The 19,142-nt window shown below is 63.4% G+C and carries 19 protein-coding genes; 3 read left to right on the forward strand and 16 right to left on the reverse strand.

Annotation, left to right across the window (positions count from 1 at the left end; genetic code table 11):
• From CAG44_RS29045 to CAG44_RS26345, 13 genes are all read right to left on the reverse strand, one after another.
• A partial coding sequence (locus CAG44_RS29045; protein ID WP_218191926.1) for a hypothetical protein occupies positions 1-190 on the reverse strand: 190 nt, incomplete at its 3' end.
• Positions 191-530: 340 nt separating this feature from the next.
• Positions 531-1,313 carry a TatD family hydrolase gene (locus tag CAG44_RS26290; RefSeq protein WP_046616993.1) on the reverse strand — a complete coding sequence of 261 codons (783 nt, stop codon included), beginning with the start codon at positions 1,311-1,313 and terminating at the stop codon, positions 531-533.
• Positions 1,314-1,343: 30 nt separating this feature from the next.
• Complete coding sequence (locus CAG44_RS26295) at positions 1,344-2,330, reverse strand: DNA polymerase III subunit delta' (protein ID WP_085693378.1); 987 nt, start codon at positions 2,328-2,330, stop codon at positions 1,344-1,346.
• Complete coding sequence (gene tmk, locus CAG44_RS26300) at positions 2,323-2,955, reverse strand: dTMP kinase (protein ID WP_025338219.1); 633 nt, start codon at positions 2,953-2,955, stop codon at positions 2,323-2,325. The genes CAG44_RS26295 and tmk overlap by 8 nt, the downstream gene beginning before the upstream one ends.
• Before the next feature lie 9 nt (positions 2,956-2,964).
• Positions 2,965-4,179, reverse strand: a complete 1,215-nt coding sequence (mltG, locus tag CAG44_RS26305; protein ID WP_085693381.1) for an endolytic transglycosylase MltG — start codon at positions 4,177-4,179, stop codon at positions 2,965-2,967.
• Between the two features lie 4 nt (positions 4,180-4,183).
• Entirely contained in the window at positions 4,184-4,999 is an 816-nt protein-coding gene (gene pabC / locus CAG44_RS26310) for an aminodeoxychorismate lyase (protein WP_085590143.1), read from the reverse strand.
• A complete protein-coding gene (fabF, locus tag CAG44_RS26315) occupies positions 4,999-6,243 on the reverse strand; it encodes a beta-ketoacyl-ACP synthase II (RefSeq protein ID WP_025338216.1) in 1,245 nt (414 codons plus the stop codon). Before fabF ends, pabC begins: the two co-directional genes overlap by 1 nt.
• A 188-nt stretch (positions 6,244-6,431) precedes the next feature.
• The gene (acpP, locus tag CAG44_RS26320) at positions 6,432-6,668 is read right to left on the reverse strand and encodes an acyl carrier protein (RefSeq protein WP_016715141.1); all 237 of its coding nucleotides are present in this window, start codon (positions 6,666-6,668) and stop codon (positions 6,432-6,434) included.
• Between the two features lie 202 nt (positions 6,669-6,870).
• Positions 6,871-7,611 carry a 3-oxoacyl-ACP reductase FabG gene (gene fabG, locus CAG44_RS26325; protein ID WP_003247160.1) on the reverse strand — a complete coding sequence of 247 codons (741 nt, stop codon included), beginning with the start codon at positions 7,609-7,611 and terminating at the stop codon, positions 6,871-6,873.
• A gap of 15 nt (positions 7,612-7,626) precedes the next feature.
• A complete protein-coding gene (fabD, locus tag CAG44_RS26330; protein WP_085693383.1) occupies positions 7,627-8,565 on the reverse strand; it encodes an ACP S-malonyltransferase in 939 nt (312 codons plus the stop codon).
• A gap of 253 nt (positions 8,566-8,818) precedes the next feature.
• On the reverse strand, positions 8,819-9,829 hold the full coding sequence (gene plsX, locus CAG44_RS26335; RefSeq protein WP_075044133.1) for a phosphate acyltransferase PlsX: 1,011 nt from the start codon (positions 9,827-9,829) through the stop codon (positions 8,819-8,821).
• A gap of 3 nt (positions 9,830-9,832) precedes the next feature.
• Positions 9,833-10,015, reverse strand: a complete 183-nt coding sequence (gene rpmF / locus CAG44_RS26340; RefSeq protein ID WP_003247154.1) for a 50S ribosomal protein L32 — start codon at positions 10,013-10,015, stop codon at positions 9,833-9,835.
• Between the two features lie 13 nt (positions 10,016-10,028).
• A complete protein-coding gene (locus tag CAG44_RS26345; protein WP_012313431.1) occupies positions 10,029-10,556 on the reverse strand; it encodes a YceD family protein in 528 nt (175 codons plus the stop codon).
• 96 nt (positions 10,557-10,652) lie between these two features.
• Between CAG44_RS26345 and CAG44_RS26350 the strand changes: the two genes are divergently transcribed.
• Positions 10,653-11,231 carry a nucleoside triphosphate pyrophosphatase gene (locus CAG44_RS26350; protein WP_063911718.1) on the forward strand — a complete coding sequence of 193 codons (579 nt, stop codon included), beginning with the start codon at positions 10,653-10,655 and terminating at the stop codon, positions 11,229-11,231.
• Positions 11,232-11,366: 135 nt separating this feature from the next.
• Here the strand turns inward: CAG44_RS26350 and sppA are convergent, their stop codons facing one another.
• From sppA to rluC, 3 genes are read right to left on the reverse strand one after another with little or no spacing between them, the layout of a single operon-like run.
• The gene (sppA, locus tag CAG44_RS26355; protein ID WP_085693385.1) at positions 11,367-12,356 is read right to left on the reverse strand and encodes a signal peptide peptidase SppA; all 990 of its coding nucleotides are present in this window, start codon (positions 12,354-12,356) and stop codon (positions 11,367-11,369) included.
• A gap of 6 nt (positions 12,357-12,362) precedes the next feature.
• Positions 12,363-13,037: an HAD family hydrolase gene (locus CAG44_RS26360; protein ID WP_085590137.1), complete on the reverse strand. Its 675-nt coding sequence runs from the start codon at positions 13,035-13,037 to the stop codon at positions 12,363-12,365.
• 3 nt (positions 13,038-13,040) lie between these two features.
• The gene (gene rluC, locus CAG44_RS26365; protein WP_085693387.1) at positions 13,041-13,997 is read right to left on the reverse strand and encodes a 23S rRNA pseudouridine(955/2504/2580) synthase RluC; all 957 of its coding nucleotides are present in this window, start codon (positions 13,995-13,997) and stop codon (positions 13,041-13,043) included.
• A 799-nt stretch (positions 13,998-14,796) separates the two neighbouring features.
• On the opposite strand from rluC, the gene rne reads away from it, so the two are divergent.
• The gene (rne, locus tag CAG44_RS26375; protein WP_178076945.1) at positions 14,797-18,081 is read left to right on the forward strand and encodes a ribonuclease E; all 3,285 of its coding nucleotides are present in this window, start codon (positions 14,797-14,799) and stop codon (positions 18,079-18,081) included.
• Between the two features lie 194 nt (positions 18,082-18,275).
• Positions 18,276-19,064, forward strand: a complete 789-nt coding sequence (locus tag CAG44_RS26380; RefSeq protein WP_085693391.1) for a hypothetical protein — start codon at positions 18,276-18,278, stop codon at positions 19,062-19,064.
• Positions 19,065-19,142 lie beyond the last annotated feature (78 nt).

Genomic DNA, 19,142 nt, shown 5'->3' on the forward strand with positions numbered 1-19,142 from the left:
TTGGCAAAAAGTGACTCGCCGTAAGGGCGAAAAGGTGAGTCAGCGTCGCCATCGCAAACGGACTGTTCGCCATATCAAAACCGTCGCTTAAGCTTTTTGCTTTTTGCTTTTTGCTTTTTGCTTTTTGCTTTTTGCTTTTTGCTTTTTGCTTTTTGCTTTTTGGATACGGGCATTCACATCGAGTAGGCATTCATTCGCGATGGTGGCGCAAAGTCACCTTTCCGCCCTTACGGCGGGTCCCTTTTTGTCGTGGCAAAAAGGAACCAAAAACCGTCGGCTCCCATCATCCGGCCCCTGCGCTGCGCTCCGGGGTCCCCTCGCTACGGGCTTGCTCCCGGGAGGACGCGCTGCAGGCCCCATCCATGGGGTCTCAGCGCTTGACGGGCATCCATGCCCGTCACCTCCCTCCGCAATCCCTTCGCTCGGCCTCCTGAAGTCGCAATCGGCGGCGCCTGAACTATCGCGCGCTTGAAAGCAAAAGCTGAAGCAAGAGCAAGAGCGCTCAGGCTTTGTATTTTGAAGAGTTGCTGTCAGGCCACCCGCGCCAACGGGAACAAGCGCTTGAAGTTGGCAGTGGTCTGTTCGGCCAACTGCTCGTAACTGGCCCCGCGCAACGAAGCCACGTACTCCGCCACCTCACGCACGTACTGCGGCAAATTCGGCTTGCCCCGATGCGGGATCGGCGCCAGGTACGGCGAATCCGTCTCCACCAGCAAACGATCGACCGGCACCTGCCGCGCCACTTCACGCAGGGCATCGGCATTGCGGAAGGTAACGATGCCAGACAACGAAATGTAATACCCCAGGTCCAGCGCCGCCTTGGCCATGTCCCAGTCTTCGGTGAAGCAGTGCAGCACGCCGGCCTGCGGCAGGTTGGCCTCGCGCAGCAGCGCCAGGGTATCGGCACGCGCCGCACGGGTATGCACGATCACCGGCTTGCCGGTCTGCCGCGAGGCCTCCAGGTGCAGGCGGAACGAGGCTTGCTGCAACTCGGCTGCTTCCGGCTCGTAGTGGTAATCCAGCCCGGTTTCACCAATCGCCACCACATGTGGGTGAGCCAGTTCGCGCAGCAGCCATTCCAGCGCCGGCGTTTCGCCCGGCGCCAGGTCCAGCGGGTGCACGCCCACCGAGCAATCGACATCGGCGTAGCGCTCGCTCAGCGCCTTCACCGCACCAGCATTCTCGGCACTGACGCCAATACACAGGAAATGCCCGACCCCGCGCTCACGCGCCGCCTGCAGGGCAGCATCGAGGGAGCCCTGGTGGGCGCTCAGGTCTAGACGGTCGAGATGGCAATGGGAATCTACGAGCATGGGATAACGACACACATGAAAAAATGAAAATCAGCGGGCGCCCGGCAACTGCAGCCAGTGGGCCAGCAGCGATTCAAGCAGCAGGGCGCGGTTGAGGTTGGCCTTGCCCAGCACCTTCTGGCGCTGTTCCAGGATCCATGCCTGCACCTCCAGCACCTTGGCCTGGCGGCTCTTCTGCGCCAGGTACTGCACCACCTTGCGCATATCGGCCAAGCCTAGCCCCTCCTCGTCCTGGGTCAATTGGTAGCGCAGGATCAAGTGCGCCCAATCGCAGAACCAGTCGAACAGCAGCAACAGCGGTACACCGTTCCAGGCATCGGCCAGCTGGCTGGGCGATTGCTGCTGCTTGAGCAGCTTCTTCACCCCGTCGGTGACCAGCGCGCGCTGCTCGCGCACGCCTTGCGCCTGCAAGCTGACCGCCATCAGCGGCGAACCGGCAGCCAGGGTCAGCAACTCGTCGCGCTCGGCCTCGTCACTGTCGGGCAGCGCGCCAGCCAGCCAGGCCTGGCTCTGGGCCAGGCTGGGCTGCGGGCAGGCGACCTGCTGGCACCGGCTCTTGATGGTAGGCAACAGGCGGCTGGGCTGGTGGGTGACCAGCAGCAACACGGTATCGCCGGAGGGTTCTTCGAGGCTCTTGAGCAGGGCGTTGGAGGCGTTGACGTTCATCGCTTCCACCGGCTCGATCAGTACCACCTTGCGCCCACCCAACTGCGCGGTCTGCACCACGAAGGCCACCAACTCGCGCACCTGGTCAACCTTGATCGGCTTGTCGGCTTCTTCGGGCTCGAGGACGAAGTTGTCCGGGTGGCTACCGGCCTTGAGCAGCAGGCAGGACTTGCACCCGCCACAGGCCTCCAGGCCCTGGGGCTGCTGGCACAGCAGGCGGGCCATCAGGCGCTCGGCCAGGGCCCGCTTGCCGATGCCCTGCGGCCCATGCAGCAGGTAGGCGTGAGCGTGCTGGCTGCGGCCGGCCAGTTGCTGCCAGAGGGCCTGCTGCCAGGGATAGGCCTCAGCCACGGCAACGCTCCACGATGCCTGGTAGCAACGCATCGATGGAGCGCTGCACGGCCTCCAGAGGCTGGGCGGCATCGAGCAGGCTATAGCGCTGTGGTTCGCGGTTGGCGCGCTGCAGGTAGGCCTGACGCACCGCCTCGAAGAACGCCTGGCCTTCCTGCTCGAAACGGTCCAGGCGGCCACGGGCGGCTGCGCGGGCCAGGCCCACTTCGACCGGCAGGTCGAAGACCAGGGTCAGGTCCGGGCGCAGGTCGCCCTGGACGAACTGCTCCAGGGTGGCGATCCGCTCGACCGACAAACCGCGCCCACCGCCCTGGTAGGCGTAAGTGGCATCGGTAAACCTGTCACACAAGACAACCGCCCCGCGGGCCAGCGCCGGCCGGATCACCTGCGCCAGGTGCTGGGCACGCGCAGCGAACACCAGCAACAGTTCGGTGTCGGCCGCCATGCTTTCATCGCTGGGCGCCAGCAGCAGCTCGCGCACCTTTTCGGCCAGCGGCGTGCCGCCGGGCTCACGGGTCAGCACCACGTCCAGGCCCTGCTCGCACAGGCGCGCAGCCAGGTAGTCGCGGTTGGTGCTCTTGCCCGCGCCTTCGGGGCCTTCCAAAGTAATAAACAAGCCGCTCACAGGCAGTCCTTAATGTTGTTCGTCAGGCATCGGCCGTTCGGCCGCTTGCGCGCCGCCGGCAGGGGCGTCCTGCACAGGCGGCTGGTCGGGCGCTGGCTGCGCGGTAGACTCGTCGGCAGGCGCCTCGGGCTGTTCGACCTCGTCGGTACTTGGTTGTGGTTGGGGTTGTGGCTGCGGCTCTGGCTGCGATTGCGGCGCGGGGCTGGAGCGGTAGTCCGCACGGCGCTTGAGCTGGAACTCGCGCACCGCCGAGTTGTGGTCGTCGAGGTCGTCGGAAAACACGTGGCTGCCATCGCCACGGGCGACGAAGTACAGGCTGGTGCCATCGGACGGGTTGAGCGCCGCGTGAATCGCTTCGCGACCGACCATGGCGATCGGGGTCGGCGGCAAGCCGGTGATGGTGTAGGTGTTGTAGGGCGTCGGCTCGCGCAGGTCGGCGCGGGTGATCTTGCCGTTGTAACGCTCACCCATGCCGTAGATCACCGTAGGGTCGGTCTGCAGCATCATGCCCAGGCGCAGGCGCCGCACGAAAACGCCGGCGATTTGCCCGCGCTCCTGGGGAATGCCGGTCTCCTTCTCCACCAGCGAGGCCATGATCAGCGCCTGGTACGGGTCACGGTATGGCAGGTCGGTGGTGCGCTCGGCCCACTCCTTGGCCAGCACTTCGTCCAGGCGCATGTAGGCCTGCTGCAGCAACTCGACGTCGCTCATGCCACGCACGAAGCGGTAGGTGTCCGGGAAGAAGCGCCCCTCGGGGAACACACCGGTATGGCCGAGCTTGTCCATCACTTCCGAATCGGACAGCCCATCCAGCGTGTGCTTGATCTTTTCATGCTTGGCCACGGCCGAGCGCACCTGGCGGAAGGTCCAGCCTTCGACCAGGGTCAGGTTGTACTGCACCACGTCGGCCCGACGCCAGGCATCGAACAACTGCTCCACGGTCATGCCGGGGGTCAGGCGGTATTCGCCGGTGTGCAGGGGGGTGCCGGCCATGTTGAAGCGCCAGTACAGGCGCAACCAGACGGCGTCGTCGAGCAACCCTTCGTTCTGCATGCGATAGAACATGCGATTGGGGTTGGTGCCATTGGGCACGTCGAGCAGGCGCTCCTGCGTCACGTGCAGGGGCTGCTCCAGGACCGAGTTGACCTTCCAGGCCGACCAGCCCACGGCAAGGCCGGCGAGGATCAAGCCCATTTCCAGCAGCAGCAGGAATTTACGTCTCACGAATTCAGGTTTCCAGTAACGTACGGGCAACGGCCTGCAGTTTACGGGTGAGCGGGCCCGGCGACCAGTTTAGCGCGGCAACGCCACGCACGGGCCAGACACCGTAGACGCTGTTGCAGACAAATACTTCATCTGCCTGCTCCAGCGCGTCGAACGGCAGGTCGCAGACCTGCACCGGGATGCCCAGCAGCGCTGCCTGTTCCAGCAACGCGGCCCGCATCACGCCAGCGACGCCACAGCGGCTGAGGTCGGCCGTGAACAGCACGCCATCGCGCACCAGGAACAGATTGCTGTACACCCCTTCGATCACCCTGCCCTGCCCATCACGCATCAGGCCTTCGGCATGTTCGCTGTCCTGCCATTCGGCACGGGCCAGCACCTGCTCCAGGCGGTTGAGGTGTTTGAGGCCGGCCAGCAGCGGTTGTTCCCCAAGCCGGGTCTGGCACGGGAACAGGCGCACGCCGTGCTCGGCATGTTCGACAGGATAGCTGGGCAACGGGCTGCCCTGCAGAATACGGCGCGGCACGGCACCGGCAACCGGTGCGTAACCGCGCTGGCTGTCACCACGAGTAAGGATGAGTTTGGCTACGCCATCACCGAGTTGGCTGGCATAGCGCAGGAGTTCGTCGCGCACCAGCGCCAGGTCGGCACTGATTGCCAGGCGCTGGCAGCCCAGCGCCAGGCGTGCGAGGTGGCCGTCCAGCAAGCTGGGCCGGCCGCCGCGCACGGCGATGGTCTCGAACAGTCCATCGCCGTAGGCCAGGCCGCGGTTCTGCAGGTTGACTGCAGCCGCCGGCTGGCCATCGATCCAGCTTTGCATCAATCGGCGAACCGGCGGAATACCAGCGAACCGTTGGTGCCGCCAAAGCCGAACGAGTTGGACAGCACCACATCGATCGGCATGCTACGCGCCTGGTGCGGTACGAAGTCGAGGTCGCAGCCTTCGTCCGGCTCGTCCAGGTTGATGGTGGGCGGAGCCATCTGGCTGTTGATCGCCAGCACGCTGAAGATCGCTTCCACGGCACCGGCGGCGCCCAGCAGGTGGCCGGTCATCGACTTGGTCGAGCTGACCGCCAGCTTGTAGGCATGCTCACCGAACACACGCTTGATCGCCGCCACTTCGGCCACGTCGCCAGCAGGGGTCGAGGTGCCATGGGCGTTGATGTAGCTGACCTCTTCCGGCTGGATGCCGGCATCACGCAGGGCGTTGGCCATGCAGCGGGCAGCGCCTTCACCGGTGTCGGGTGGCGAAGTCATGTGGTAGGCGTCACCGCTCATGCCGAAGCCGACAAGCTCGGCATAGATGGTCGCGCCGCGGGCCTTGGCGTGCTCCAGCTCTTCGAGCACCAGGGCACCGGCACCGTCGGACAGCACGAAGCCGTCACGGCCCTTGTCCCACGGGCGGCTGGCCCGGGTCGGCTCGTCGTTGCGAGTGGACAGTGCACGGGAGGCACCGAAGCCGCCCATGCCCAGGCCGCAGGCGGCCATTTCGGCGCCGCCGGCGATCATCACGTCGGCTTCACCGTAGGCGATGTTGCGCGCGGCCATGCCGATGCAGTGGGTACCAGTGGTGCACGCGGTGGCGATGGCGTAGTTCGGCCCTTGCAGCCCCAGGTGGATCGACAGGAAGCCGGAGATCATGTTGATGATCGAGCCAGGCACGAAGAACGGCGAAATGCGACGCGGCCCCGAATCGTGCAGGGTGCGGCTGGTTTCTTCGATGTTGGTCAGGCCGCCGATACCCGAGCCCATGGCCACGCCAATACGCTGGCGGTTGGCGTCGGTGACTTCCAGGCCGGCATTACGCACTGCCTGGAACCCGGCCGCCAGGCCGTACTGGATGAACAGGTCGAGCTTGCGGGCCTCTTTGGCCGACAGGTATTGCTCGACCTCGAAGCCTTTCACCGAGCCGCCAAAACGGGTGGAGTAGGCAGACAGGTCCGTGTGTTCGATCGGACCGATGCCACTGCGGCCAGCCAGAATGCCCTGCCAGGTGCTCGGTACATCAGTACCCAGTGGCGACAGCATACCCATACCGGTGACCACGACGCGTCTACGCGACACAGTACTCTCCTTTTCTAATGACAGAGTTTCTTGCCATTGCATTCAAGCAATGGAATGAAATGGCAACAAGCTCTTGGTACCCGGTGAACGAGCCCGATCTGCAAAACGCAGGGTGCTCGCAAAGAAAAAACCGCACGCCGGCAAAGGCAGTGCGGTTTTTCCCGACAAAAAGCGTCGACTACAGCGTCTTAGGCCTGGTGGGCTTTGACGTAGTCTACAGCAGCTTGAACGGTAGTGATCTTCTCGGCTTCTTCGTCAGGGATTTCGGTCTCGAATTCCTCTTCCAGAGCCATCACCAGCTCAACGGTGTCAAGCGAATCGGCACCCAGGTCATCGACGAAGGACTTCTCGAGAGTCACTTCCTCTTCCTTGACGCCCAGTTGCTCGGCGACGATTTTCTTGACGCGTTCTTCGATGTTGCTCATACCTAGGTTTACTCCTAATGGATATATGTCAGGCAGCTGGCCGGTGGCTAATTTTATAGAAAGACGTTCGCTTTTCAAGCTAAACGCACCTTCACACCAGTCACCACACCCGCTGCCTGGAATCTGGTTGCAGCTTTATAACGGATTTTAGGCTCGCAGTATGACTCTTTTTTTACGAAATCCGTCACATTGAGTTGCAGTGTTACATGTACATCCCGCCGTTGACCGGCACGGTGGCGCCGGTTACGTAGGCTGCGCCGTCGGATGCCAGGAACGAAACCACCTTGGCGATTTCGTCTGCCTGGCCCAGGCGGCCCAGCGGGATCTGGGTCTGCAGGGCTTCGCGCTGCGCTTCTGGCAGTTCGCGGGTCATGTCGGTGTCGATGAAGCCCGGGGTCACCGAGTTGACGGTGATGCCACGCGAGCCCACTTCACGCGCCAGGGCGCGGCTGAAGCCTTCCAGGCCGGCCTTGGCGGCCGCGTAGTTGGCCTGGCCGGCGTTGCCCATGGCACCGACGACCGAGCCGATGCTGATGATACGGCCCCAACGTGCCTTGGTCATGCCACGCAGCACGCCCTTGGACAGACGGTAGAGGCTGTTCAGGTTGGTATCGATCACGTCGAACCACTCGTCGTCCTTCATGCGCAGCATGAGGTTGTCACGGGTGATACCGGCGTTGTTGACCAGGATGGCCGGTGCGCCGAACTGCTCGCCGATGGCGGCCAGCACAGCTTCAACCGATTCGGCGCTGGTCACGTTCAGTTCCATGCCGGTACCGGTGATGCCGTGTTCTTTCAGGGTGGCAGCAATGCGCTCGGCGCCGGAAGCCGAAGTGGCGGTGCCGATCACGGTCGCGCCCTGGCGGCCCAGCTCGAGGGCGATGGCCTGGCCAATGCCACGGCTGGCGCCGGTGACCAGTGCAACTTTACCTTGCAGGCTCATGCAAGCTTCTCCAAATCAGGCCAGTGCCGCGCGGGTGGCGGCGACGGCGTCAGGGGTATTGAGGTTGTAGGTGGTCACGCCATCGGCGCAACGCTTGTTCAGGCCGGCCAGGACCTTGCCCGGGCCGCACTCGACCAGGTTTACCGCACCGTTGGCGGCCAGGGTCTGCACGCATTCGACCCAGCGCACTGGCTGGTACAGCTGCGCCAGCAGGTCGTGCTTGAGGGCATCGAGGTCAGAGGCAACGGCAGCGGTGACGTTCTGCACCACCGGAATTTGCGGGGCGTGCCACTCGATGGCATTGACCGACTCGGCAAAGCGCTCGGCAGCCGGCTTCATCAGCGCGCAGTGCGACGGCACGCTGACCGCCAGCGGCAGGGCGCGCTTGGCACCCTTGGCCTTGCACAGCTCGATGGCGCGATCGACGGCGGCCTTGTTGCCGGCGATGACCACCTGGCCTGGCGAGTTGAAGTTGACCGCGCTGACCACCTGGTCTTCGGCCGCTTCGGCGCAGATTTCCACGACCACGGCGTCATCCAGGCCGAGAATGGCGGCCATGGCGCCATGACCGGCCGGCACGGCCTCCTGCATCAGCTGGCCACGGCGCTCGACCAGGCGCACGGCATCTTTCAGGCTCAGGCTGCCGGCGGCAACCAGGGCGCTGTATTCACCCAGGCTGTGACCGGAGACGAAGGCCGGCCTGGCACCGCCCTCTTCCAGCCACAGCCGCCACAGCGCGATGGACGCGGTGAGGATGGCCGGCTGGGTCTTGTCGGTCTGGTTGAGTTGTTCTTCCGGGCCTTCCTGGACCAGCTTCCACAGGTCGTAACCGAGTGCCTCGGACGCTTCCTTGAAGGTTTCGATGATCACTGGCTTCTCGGCGCCGAGCTCGGCGAGCATGCCCAGCGACTGGGAACCTTGACCGGGAAAGACGAATGCGAGAGATGCAGACATTGAACAAGCCCTTATGATCTTGTCGTCGGATAGGGTGCGCCGGGCTTTGGGCCAGGCGCGGAATCTGAAAGCTTGGATGGATACGCAGACCAAGCGGTCACATTTAAGCACTTCAGCGGCGATATGCCTAAGGTCTTTATTCCTTCAGCACCGGCCCTTTCGCGGGTAAACCCGCTCCCACAGGGTTACCACAGACCTGAAGGTTGTGGAGCACCTGTGGGAGCGGGTTTACCCGCGAAGGGGCCGGCACAGGCTACAACAGCAGGTCCTCGAGCCGCCCATGCAAGCGCTGCGGCAGGTTTTCCTGGATCTCGATCAACGCCCGCTGGATGGCACTCTGGAAGCCCTGCACCCCCGCCGAGCCATGGCTCTTGATGACGATGCCCTGCAACCCCAGGAAACTCGCGCCATTGTGCCGCGCCGGTGCCAGGTCGGCCTGCAGGCGCTTGAGCAGCGGCATGGCCACGGCCCCGGCTGCCCGCGACAACACGCCACCCTTGAACAACTGCTCGATGCGCGCGCCGATCATCGTCGCCAGCCCCTCGCTCGACTTGAGCAGGATGTTGCCGACGAACCCATCACATACCACCACATCGGCTTCGCCGCGATACAACCCGTCACCTTCGACGAAGCCTATGTAGTTGAGCCCGCGGGCGTTCTGCAACAGGCTGGCCGCCAGCTTGACCTGCTGGTTGCCCTTGATGTCTTCGGTACCGATGTTCAGCAGTGCCACGCGCGGCCGCTGCACACCCAGGGCCTGGGCGGCCACCGAGCCCATCACTGCGAACTGGTAGAGGTTCTCGGCGCTGCAGTCGACGTTGGCGCCAAGGTCGAGCAACTGGCAGTAACCGGTCTGGGTCGGGATCGCCGCCACCATGGCCGGCCGGTCGATACCCGGCAGTGTCTTGAGCACGAAACGCGAGAGCGCCATCAGCGCCCCGGTATTGCCGGCGCTGACGCAGGCCTGGGCCTTGCCGTCGCGCACCAGTTCGAGGGCGATGCGCATCGACGAATCCGGCTTGCCGCGCAGCGCCTGGGATGGCCGCTCGTCCATGCCGACCACCTCGCTGGCGGCCACGATTTGCAGGCGCGCGCGATCCGCAGCCGCAAGGCCGCTGACAAGATCTTCAAGGAGGGAGGGTTGACCGACGAGGGTCAGGTGCAGCGAGGGGGTAGCCGAAAGGCAGGCAATGCTAGCCTGGACAATGCTGCGGGGACCGAAGTCCCCGCCCATTGCGTCGATCGCGATGATCTGAGCGGACAAGGATTACTCGTCAGCGCCCTTGTCGACCACTTTGCGACCACGGTATACGCCTTCTGGCGAAACGTGGTGACGCAGGTGTACTTCACCGGTGGTTTTCTCTACCGACAGCGCGTTTTCCGACAGGGCGTCGTGCGAACGGCGCATGTCACGGGCAGAGCGGGATTTTTTGTTCTGCTGAACAGCCATAATTGATTAACTCCTAAACGTTTGGGTCACGCTTTAACTGCGCCAAAACACTGAACGGGTTGGACCGCGATACCTCGTCCTTGCTCGATTCGGGCTCGTCTGCGCCCGCCGGCTGCTGGCATTCTTCCGGATGATGAGCAGGCACGATTGGCAAGGCGAGCAGAAGCTCCTCCTCGATCAATGCCTGCAGATCCAAAGGATCTTCGCCCAGTTCCAGCACGTCATAGCCTTTCGGCAACGACTGGGTATTCGCACCCTCCTTCACCACGGCGTATGTACATTCGCTGTGGATCGGCAGGGTGACCAGCTCAAGACAACGCTGGCAAACCATCTTGACCTCGACGTCCAGCTCGCTGTGGATAACCACCACGTGCTGTTCATCTCGTTCAAAATCGAACTTCGCCTGCACCGTACCGACATTGTCGGAAAGCGGGTCGCAGAGTCTTTCCAAATCAGCGAGTTGCAGCGAACCGTTAAGGGTTACGCCACGATCGGCTAATTTGCGCGGGTCAACGTGAGGTGGAATCGGGTCATTCAACATAGGCGCAGCATTCTAGGGATGCCCCCCGCCCCTGTCAAAGGAAATTCGGCGGCATCGTGCGTGATAGAATTTGTTCAACTGATTCAGGAGTCTACCATGCTTCCTCTGTTACTGGCTTCCAGCTCTGCCTACCGCCGCGAACTGCTTGCGCGCCTGCGCCTGCCCTTCACCTGGGCAAGCCCCGATATAGACGAGCGGCGCCTGGATGACGAACCGGCGGTGGAGCTGGTGCGCCGGCTGGCCAGGCAAAAAGCCGAGGCCCTGGCGGGCAGCCACCCCGGGCACCTGATCATCGGTTCGGACCAGGTTGCGGTGCTGGGCGAGCAGGTACTGGGCAAGCCGCACACCTTCGAGCGGGCCTGCGAGCAGCTGCTGGAGTGCAGCGGGCAGCAGGTGAGCTTCCTGACCGGGCTGGCATTGCTGAACAGCGCCACCGGGCACTGCCAGGTGGACTGCGTGCCGTTTACCGTGACCCTGCGCGAACTGGACCGGGAGCGAGTGGAACGCTATGTGGCGGCGGAACAGCCGCTGGACTGCGCCGGCAGCTTCAAGGCCGAGGGGCTGGGGGTGAGCCTGTTCCAGAGCACGCACGGGTGCGATGCGACCAGCCTGATCGGGCTGCCACTGATTAGATTGGTGGATATGTTGACCAAAGAAGGGGTGGTGATTCCCTGAGATTCTGGGGCCGCGCTGCGGCCCTTCGCGGGCACGCCCGCTCCCACAGGCGTGTCGCAACCTGCGGGTTTTGCGCGATCCCCGTGGGAGCGGGCATGCCCGCGAAGGGGCGCAAAGCGCCCCCGGCAACCCGGATCAGCGCAACTGCGGCCCCTGGAACCCCATCCACATCGCCAGGCGCTCGGCCACGCTGGCCCCAACGCGCTTGGAGAAGCGATCGAGCGCCGACTCCTGCACGGTGAAGTCCACCAGTTCCTTCTCGCCCACGATCTCGCGCGCCACATAGCTGGCACTGCCCAGCCCGTCCACCAGGCCCAACTCCTTGGCCTGCTCGCCCGACCAGACCAGGCCACTGAACAGCTCCGGATGCTCCTTGTCCTTCAGGCGTTCGCCCCGCCCCTGCTTGACCATGGCAATGAACTGCTGGTGCGTGGTATTCAGCACGCCCTGCCAGAACTCGGTCTCTTCCGGCTTCTGCGGCGAGAACGGATCGAGGAAGGCCTTGTGCTCGCCTGCAGTGTAGGTACGCCGCTCCACACCCAGCTTCTCCATGGTGCCGACAAATCCATAACCGGCCGCCGTCACACCAATCGAGCCCACCAGACTGGCCTTGTCGGCATAGATCTCGTCCGCCGCACTGGCAATGTAGTAGGCACCGGAAGCACCTAGGTCGGCGATGACCGCATACAGCTTGATGGCCGGGTATTCGGCCCGCAGACGACGGATTTCGTCATACACGTAACCCGACTGTACCGGGCTGCCTCCCGGGCTGTTGATGCGCATCACCACAGCCTTGGTCTTGCTGTCCTTGAACGCCTCGCGCAGGCTCTTGATGATATTGTCGGCGCTGGCCGGCTCCTGGTCGGCAATCATCCCGCGCACCTCGACCAGCGCGGTATGACTGACGCTGCGTGACGCTGTCTTGTCCATGTCCATCAGCGGCGTGAACAAGGCCAGGATGCCGAACAGGTAGACGAAGGCCAGCAACTTGAAGAAGATCCCCCAGCGTCGCGCCCGGCGCTGCTCCTGAACGCCTGCCAGCAGGGTCTTTTCCAGCAGCTTCCAGCTCTTGCGCTCTTCGCGCTCCTCGGGTTCGGCCTCGGGGGCTTTCCATTCGTCTGCCATGCTTACCTACCTTGGAAATGGAATTGCGGAACCACCCAGCCACTCACGCAACTGGGAAAAATGATCGATGCACACCTGTGGACCAAACTCGGCCAGCGCCTGCAGCGACATGGCACCATAGCCCACGGCCACCGAATGCATGCCGGCATTGCTGGCCATCTGCAGGTCGAATGCCGAATCGCCAACCATCAGCGCACGCCCCGGTTCGACACCGCAATGACCGAGAATTTCCTCGAGCATCCGCGGGTGCGGCTTGCCGCGGGTCTCGTCGGCGGCGCGAGTGATGTCGAAGAACTGCTCCCAGCCATTGGCCTTGAGCACCCGGTCCAGCCCGCGACGCGCCTTGCCGGTGGCCACCGCCAGGCGGTAACCCTCGGCACGGAAGGCATCCAGCGACTCGACCACGCCCTCGAACAACGGCGAGGGCTGCTGGTCCAGGGCCATGTAGATATCGGCATAGTGCTGGCGGAAGCTTTCGACCTGAGCAGGCGCCAGGTGCGGGTACAGGGTGTGGATCGCCTCGCCCAAGGCCAGGCCGATAATGCCCTTGACCGCGTCCTCGCTGCTTTGCGCCTCACCGGCACGCTCGGCGGCGGCGTTCATGGCTTCGACGATACGCCCGATCGAGTCGGCCAGCGTGCCGTCCCAGTCGAAGATCAGTAGCTCATAGCCTTTTTTCATAGGTCAGGACGCACTCAGACGTTCAACGGTTTTCGCCCAGACTTCATCCACTGGCGCCTCGAGCTTCAGCTCGCCACCGTCCGGCAGCGGTACGGTCAGCGCATAAGCATGCAGGAACAGACGCTTGCCGCCCAAGTCACGAATTTCACGACTGAAGTCTTCGTCGCCGTACTTGCTGTCGCCAGCGATCATATGCCCGGCATGCAGGGTGTGCACGCGGATCTGGTGGGTACGACCGGTGATCGGGCGCGCCTCGACAATGGTGGCGAACTCGCCGAAGCGACGCAGCACACGGAACAGGGTCAGCGCCTCCTTGCCCTCGTCGCTCACCTCGACCATGCGCTCGCCGGAGCGCAGGTTGCTCTTGAGCAACGGCGCGTTGACCTGCTTCTTCGAGGTCGGCCAGTGGCCGCGCACCAGCGCCATGTAGCGCTTGTCGACACCGTCGCCGCGCAGCGCGGCGTGCAGGTGGCGCAGCATGCTGCGTTTCTTGGCGATCATCAGCAGGCCGGAGGTGTCGCGGTCCAGGCGGTGCACCAGTTCCAGTTCCTTGGCGTCCGGGCGCAACTGGCGCAGCGCCTCGATCACGCCGAAGCTCAGGCCGCTGCCGCCATGCACGGCGATGCCGGCCGGCTTGTTCATCACGATCAGCGCCTTGTCTTCGTAGACGATGGCCGCTTCCAGGCGCTGCAACAGGCCCTGGGCCACCGGCGCCGGCTCGTCACGTTCCGGCAGGCGGACGGGCGGTACCCGCACGATGTCGCCGGCCTGAATCTTGTACTCCGGCTTGACGCGACCCTTGTTGACCCGTACTTCACCCTTGCGCAGGATGCGGTACACCAAGGTCTTGGGCACGCCCTTGAGGGCCGTGATGAGGAAATTGTCGATGCGTTGGCCGGCAAGCTCCGGCGCGACTTCGATCAGCTGAACGCCGGAAGTCGGAGGGGTATTGGTCGTCATGGCGGGATCATAACAATTTTTTATGGAATTGAAGCACTTAATCATTGCTGCTATAGTCGCGAACGCCGCCAAAAGCGGCAGGCCAGCGGCACCAGGCTCCTAGCCGGTCCCTGACCAACGCAATTCTCCAGGACGCGAGGCCGTCCTACGGGGTTTTCGCCAGTTTACCGAATTGCCTGGAATCGCCACCAGCGCTGTGTAGAGAAGACCGAAAAAAAACGACAAGTGCGGTGTTTCACCTGCTTACCCGATTCTTTTCGCTGCACCTCTGCCCGCCCCGTCGCTTCCACGCAACGCCCGGCGAATGCTTCGGAAATACCTGCCTTGGACATGAATGGCGCCAGCGCAGAACCTGCGCTGGCGAAAAATGCAACCCGTTGCGGATTCAGCGCGCGGCAGCACCCGAATTATCAGGGATACGTGCAGGGTGGAGATGCACAGCCCTCGGACCGTGTAGCACCGCGTCCGGCCCACCAGCCCACTGAACGGCTGGCGAGCGGATAAGGTCCTGAACAGATGCCTCCGGGCGTCCACGGCTGACGGTTGATTCCTCCTCCTGACTGAGTGCACAAGGCCCGCTTGGTTGATTCGGATTCCAATTCGAAGCCACCGGGGCCTTGTTGGCACCGCAGCAAACAGGACGCGTCGTCGCGACAACGGCAGGCTGGGCAACCGGCTGGTGCCGAACGTCGCTCGACACGGGGGTGGCCCGGCCACCCTTTGCGCACCTTGGCACCGACCATGAGACGTCGTGTGTGCCGAACGCCGTTTCCGGCAGCCCGGAAACCGACGGTACAACATGAAAAGAATGCTGATTAACGCGACTCAACCCGAAGAGTTGCGTGTAGCCCTGGTGGACGGCCAACGTCTCTACGACCTGGACATCGAGTCCGGCGCGCGCGAGCAGAAAAAGGCCAACATCTACAAAGGCAAGATCACCCGCATCGAACCCAGCCTCGAAGCCGCCTTCGTCGACTTCGGCTCCGAACGTCACGGCTTCCTGCCGCTGAAAGAAATCTCCCGCGAATACTTCAAGAAAGCCCCCGAAGGGCGGGTCAACATCAAGGAAGTACTGAGCGAAGGCCAGGAAGTCATCGTCCAGGTCGAGAAGGAAGAGCGCGGCAACAAAGGCGCCGCCCTCACCACCTTCATCAGCCTGGCCGGCCGCTACCTGGTGCTGATGCCGAACAACCCGCGCGCCGGTGGCATCTCCCGCCGCATCGAAGGCGAAGAGCGCAACGAACTGCGTGAAGCCCTGAACGGCCTGACCGTGCCAGGCGACATGGGCCTGATCGTGCGCACTGCCGGCCTTGGCCGCAGCAGCGAAGAAATGCAGTGGGACCTCGACTACCTGCTGCAACTGTGGACCGCCATCAAGGAAGCGTCCCAGGACCGCGCCGCGCCATTCCTGATCTACCAGGAAAGCAACGTCATCATTCGCGCCATCCGCGACTACCTGCGCCAGGACATCGGCGAAGTGCTGATCGACAGCATCGATGCCCAGGAAGAAGCCCTGACTTTCATCCGGCAGGTGATGCCGCAGTACGCCAGCAAGGTGAAGCTGTACGAAGACAGCGTGCCGCTGTTCAACCGCTTCCAGATCGAAAGCCAGATCGAGACCGCCTTCCAGCGCGTGGTCGACCTGCCGTCCGGCGGTTCGATCGTGATCGACCCGACCGAAGCCCTGGTGTCCATCGACATCAACTCGGCGCGCGCCACCAAAGGCAGCGACATCGAAGAAACCGCCCTGCAGACCAACCTGGAAGCGGCCGAGGAAATCGCCCGCCAGCTGCGCCTGCGTGACATCGGCGGCCTGATCGTCATCGACTTCATCGACATGACCCCGGCGAAAAACCAGCGCGCCGTCGAAGAACGTGTTCGCGAGTGCCTGGAAGCCGACCGCGCCCGCGTTCAGGTCGGCCGCATCTCGCGCTTCGGCCTGCTGGAAATGTCCCGTCAGCGCCTGCGCCCTTCGCTGGGCGAAAGCAGCGGCATCGTCTGCCCACGCTGCTCCGGCACCGGCATCATCCGTGACGTCGAATCTCTGTCGCTGGCCATCCTGCGCCTGATCGAAGAAGAGGCCCTGAAGGACCGCACCGCCGAAGTTCGCGCCCAGGTGCCGATCCCGGTGGCTGCCTTCCTGCTCAACGAGAAACGCAACTCGATCACCAAGATCGAACTGCGTACCCGTGCGCGCATCATCATCCTGCCGAACGATCACCTGGAAACCCCGCACTTCGAAGTCCAGCGCCTGCGCGACGACAACCCGGAAGTGCTGAGCAACCAGTCCAGCTACGAGATCGCCGCCGCCGAAGCCGAAGAAGCGCCGCAGCCGACCGCCACTCGCACCCTGGTTCGCCAGGAAGCCGCGGTCAAGACCGCCCCGGCCCGCGCCAACGCGCCGGTACCGGCCACTGTCGAAGAGCCGCAGCCTGCCGCACCGGTCGCCCCTGCCCCGGTCGCCCCGGAGCCAAGCCTGTTCAAGGGCCTGGTGAAATCGCTGGTAAGCCTGTTCGCCGGCAAGGAAGAGCCTGCCGCAGCGCCGGTTGACACTGCCGCCGAGAAGCCGGCAGCCGAGCGCAGCCCACGCAACGAAGAACGCCGCAACGGCCGCCAGCAGAGCCGCAACCGCAACGGCCGCCGCGACGAAGAGCGCAAGCCGCGTGAAGAGCGTGCCGAGCGCGCACCTCGTGAAGAACGTGCTCCTCGTGAAGAACGTGCCCCGCGCGAAGAGCGCGCACCACGTGAGGAACGCGCCCCACGCGAAGAGCGTGCGCCGCGTGAAGAACGTGCTCCACGCGAAGAGCGTGCTCCACGCCAGCCACGCGAAGACCGCCGCGGCAACCGTGGCGAAGAGCGCGTGCGCGAACTGCGTGAGCCACTGGACGCTACCCCTGCCGAGCGTGAGGAACGTCAGCCGCGCGAGGAGCGTGTAGCCCGTGAAGAGCGTGCCCCACGCGAAGAACGTGCCCCGCGTGAAGAGCGTGCACCTCGCGAGGAACGCGCCCCACGTGAAGAGCGTGCTCCACGTGAAGAACGCGCACCGCGTGAGGAGCGTGCTCCGCGTGAAGAACGCGCTCCTCGTGAAGAGCGCGCACCTCGTGAAGAACGTGCTCCACGCGAAGAACGTGCCCCTCGCCCACCACGCGAAGAGCGTCAGCCACGCGTAGCCGAAGAAGCCGCCGAGCAGGCTGCCGAGCTGGCCGAAGAGCAACTGCCGAACGAAGAGCTGCTGCAGGACGAACAGGAAGGCACCGATGGCGAGCGCCCGCGCCGCCGTTCCCGTGGCCAGCGTCGTCGCAGCAACCGTCGTGAGCGTCAGCGTAACGCCAACGGCGAGCTGATCGATGGCAGCGAGGAAGAAGGCAGCGAAGAGCAGCCACAACCGCACCAGGCCACCGAGCTGGGTGCCGAACTGGCCGCCGGCCTGGCCGTGACTGCCGCTGTCGCCAGCAGCAACATCAGTGCCGACGCCGAAGCCCAGGCCAACCAGCAGGCCGAGCTTGCCACCGCCGAAGTCGCCACCGTAGCGGAAACCGACAACAGCGAAGTCGCCCAGCCGGTCGAGCAGGCCGAGAAGGTCGAACAGGCCGAAGCTGCTGCCGAGGCTGAAGAAGTGGCTGTGGCCCCGGTGGTCGAGCAGCCGGTCAGCGAGCCTGTGGCCGTGGTCGAGGCAACTGCCGAGCCAGTGGTCGAAGTCGCTCCGCAGCCAGTGGTAGACGAAGCACCTGCTGCCGAACCGGTAGTAGTTGCCGAAGCACCGGTAGAAGCGCCTGCCGTCGAGGCCGGTGAAATCGAGCAGGCCCCGGCCGTGGTCGAAGCCGCTCCGGTTGTCGAAGCCCAGCCAGAAGTGGTGGCCGAGCCTGCCCCAGTGGCCATCGAGCCTGCACCGGTCGAAGCCCCTGCGGCGGTGGAACCTGCCACTGTCATGCTGGCCAACGGCCGTGCGCCGAACGACCCGCGTGAAGTGCGTCGCCGCAAGCGTGAGGCCGAGGCTGCCGCCAAGGCCGCACAGGAAGCTGCTGCAGCCACCGAGGAGCCAGCCCTGGAAACCAGCGATGAGCAAAAGCCTCATCACGGTTGATAGCCAAGGCTGAATGAAAAAGCCCCGCCAGTGCGAACTGGCGGGGCTTTTTCATGGCTCGGGAACGCCTCCTTGATGCCCTTCTTTTAAAGAGACGTACTGCCCATACCTAGCAATTCTGCCAGTATGAGCCATTCACCCACCGGTGCTAGCGTTGAAGCGCATCCTTCATCACGCATTCACCGGAGACGTAAATGAAAAGTCAATCAGGCATCATGGCGTGCATTTTCCGCTGCTGGCGCGACATTTCAACCGGCAACCACGAAAACAAGGTATCTCTGAGCGACTTGCCGGAGGAAGTAGATATCGCATTACTCCGTACCAATGGCAGCGAGCCGCAAAATTTCTGGCACGCACTCGAAGACAAGATCATTCCCGCACTCCACAAGAAGCAGATCAAGGTCGTCCGCTCACTGCATATTAGTGAACTACTCAAACCTGATGCGACAGCAGAAAAGATCTTCGAAAGCTTCTTCAGCTCCACGAAAGGTCTGGATGGCCTTGATATAAATACCGAGCACCCTTTGGGAGATGACGAACGCCAGCGGGCCGAAGTTATTTCAGGAAAGTTGAGAAAACTGCTGGGTAACGACCGACTGTTCATCTACGACGCCAACGAGGAAGGCGATGTCGGGTTGATTCGCTCACAGGTGTCGAACATGGACTATCTGCTATTCCAGTCATACGGTCATCTCCCAGATCGCGTACAAACAAAATACAACCGGGCGTTCGAAGGTTATGTCCCTCCATCGAAATTTGTGCCTGGCTTCACGTTCTATGAGGAAGACAGCATGCGCAAGTACGATGTGATGACACCGTTTGAATCCAGTTATGCCTATCAAAAAACCAAGTGGAACCCAAGTCAGGGAACCAAGGGAGGCATCTTTTCCTACGCGGTGGACCGCGACGGCGTGAAGGAAGGTGATAATGCGCTGCAGCCAACCACTTTCGAGTGGACCAAGAAGCTGAAAAAACTGCTCTAGGAGTCGCGGTCCGAATTGGCCGTAACGGCAACCGCTGAATCCGCAGGCGCCGCGCGATCAGGAAACCTGCGCGGTACC

Origin of the sequence: Pseudomonas sp. B13(2017) (assembly GCF_002113245.1) — a bacterium.
GTDB lineage: Bacteria > Pseudomonadota > Gammaproteobacteria > Pseudomonadales > Pseudomonadaceae > Aquipseudomonas > Aquipseudomonas putida_Z.

What these genes read in the sequence shown, in the direction of transcription:
- CAG44_RS26290 (WP_046616993.1), bottom strand. Translation starts at nt 1,313, where the DNA reads ATGCTCGTAGATTCCCATTGCCATCTCGACCGTCTAGACCTGAGCGCC.
- pabC (WP_085590143.1), bottom strand. Translation starts at nt 4,999, where the DNA reads ATGCAAAGCTGGATCGATGGCCAGCCGGCGGCTGCAGTCAACCTGCAG.
- acpP (WP_016715141.1), bottom strand. Translation starts at nt 6,668, where the DNA reads ATGAGCAACATCGAAGAACGCGTCAAGAAAATCGTCGCCGAGCAACTG.
- fabG (WP_003247160.1), bottom strand. Translation starts at nt 7,611, where the DNA reads ATGAGCCTGCAAGGTAAAGTTGCACTGGTCACCGGCGCCAGCCGTGGC.
- fabD (WP_085693383.1), bottom strand. Translation starts at nt 8,565, where the DNA reads ATGTCTGCATCTCTCGCATTCGTCTTTCCCGGTCAAGGTTCCCAGTCG.
- rpmF (WP_003247154.1), bottom strand. Translation starts at nt 10,015, where the DNA reads ATGGCTGTTCAGCAGAACAAAAAATCCCGCTCTGCCCGTGACATGCGC.
- CAG44_RS26345 (WP_012313431.1), bottom strand. Translation starts at nt 10,556, where the DNA reads ATGTTGAATGACCCGATTCCACCTCACGTTGACCCGCGCAAATTAGCC.
- CAG44_RS26350 (WP_063911718.1), top strand. Translation starts at nt 10,653, where the DNA reads ATGCTTCCTCTGTTACTGGCTTCCAGCTCTGCCTACCGCCGCGAACTG.
- sppA (WP_085693385.1), bottom strand. Translation starts at nt 12,356, where the DNA reads ATGGCAGACGAATGGAAAGCCCCCGAGGCCGAACCCGAGGAGCGCGAA.
- CAG44_RS26360 (WP_085590137.1), bottom strand. Translation starts at nt 13,037, where the DNA reads ATGAAAAAAGGCTATGAGCTACTGATCTTCGACTGGGACGGCACGCTG.
- rluC (WP_085693387.1), bottom strand. Translation starts at nt 13,997, where the DNA reads ATGACGACCAATACCCCTCCGACTTCCGGCGTTCAGCTGATCGAAGTC.
- rne (WP_178076945.1), top strand. Translation starts at nt 14,797, where the DNA reads ATGAAAAGAATGCTGATTAACGCGACTCAACCCGAAGAGTTGCGTGTA.
- CAG44_RS26380 (WP_085693391.1), top strand. Translation starts at nt 18,276, where the DNA reads ATGAAAAGTCAATCAGGCATCATGGCGTGCATTTTCCGCTGCTGGCGC.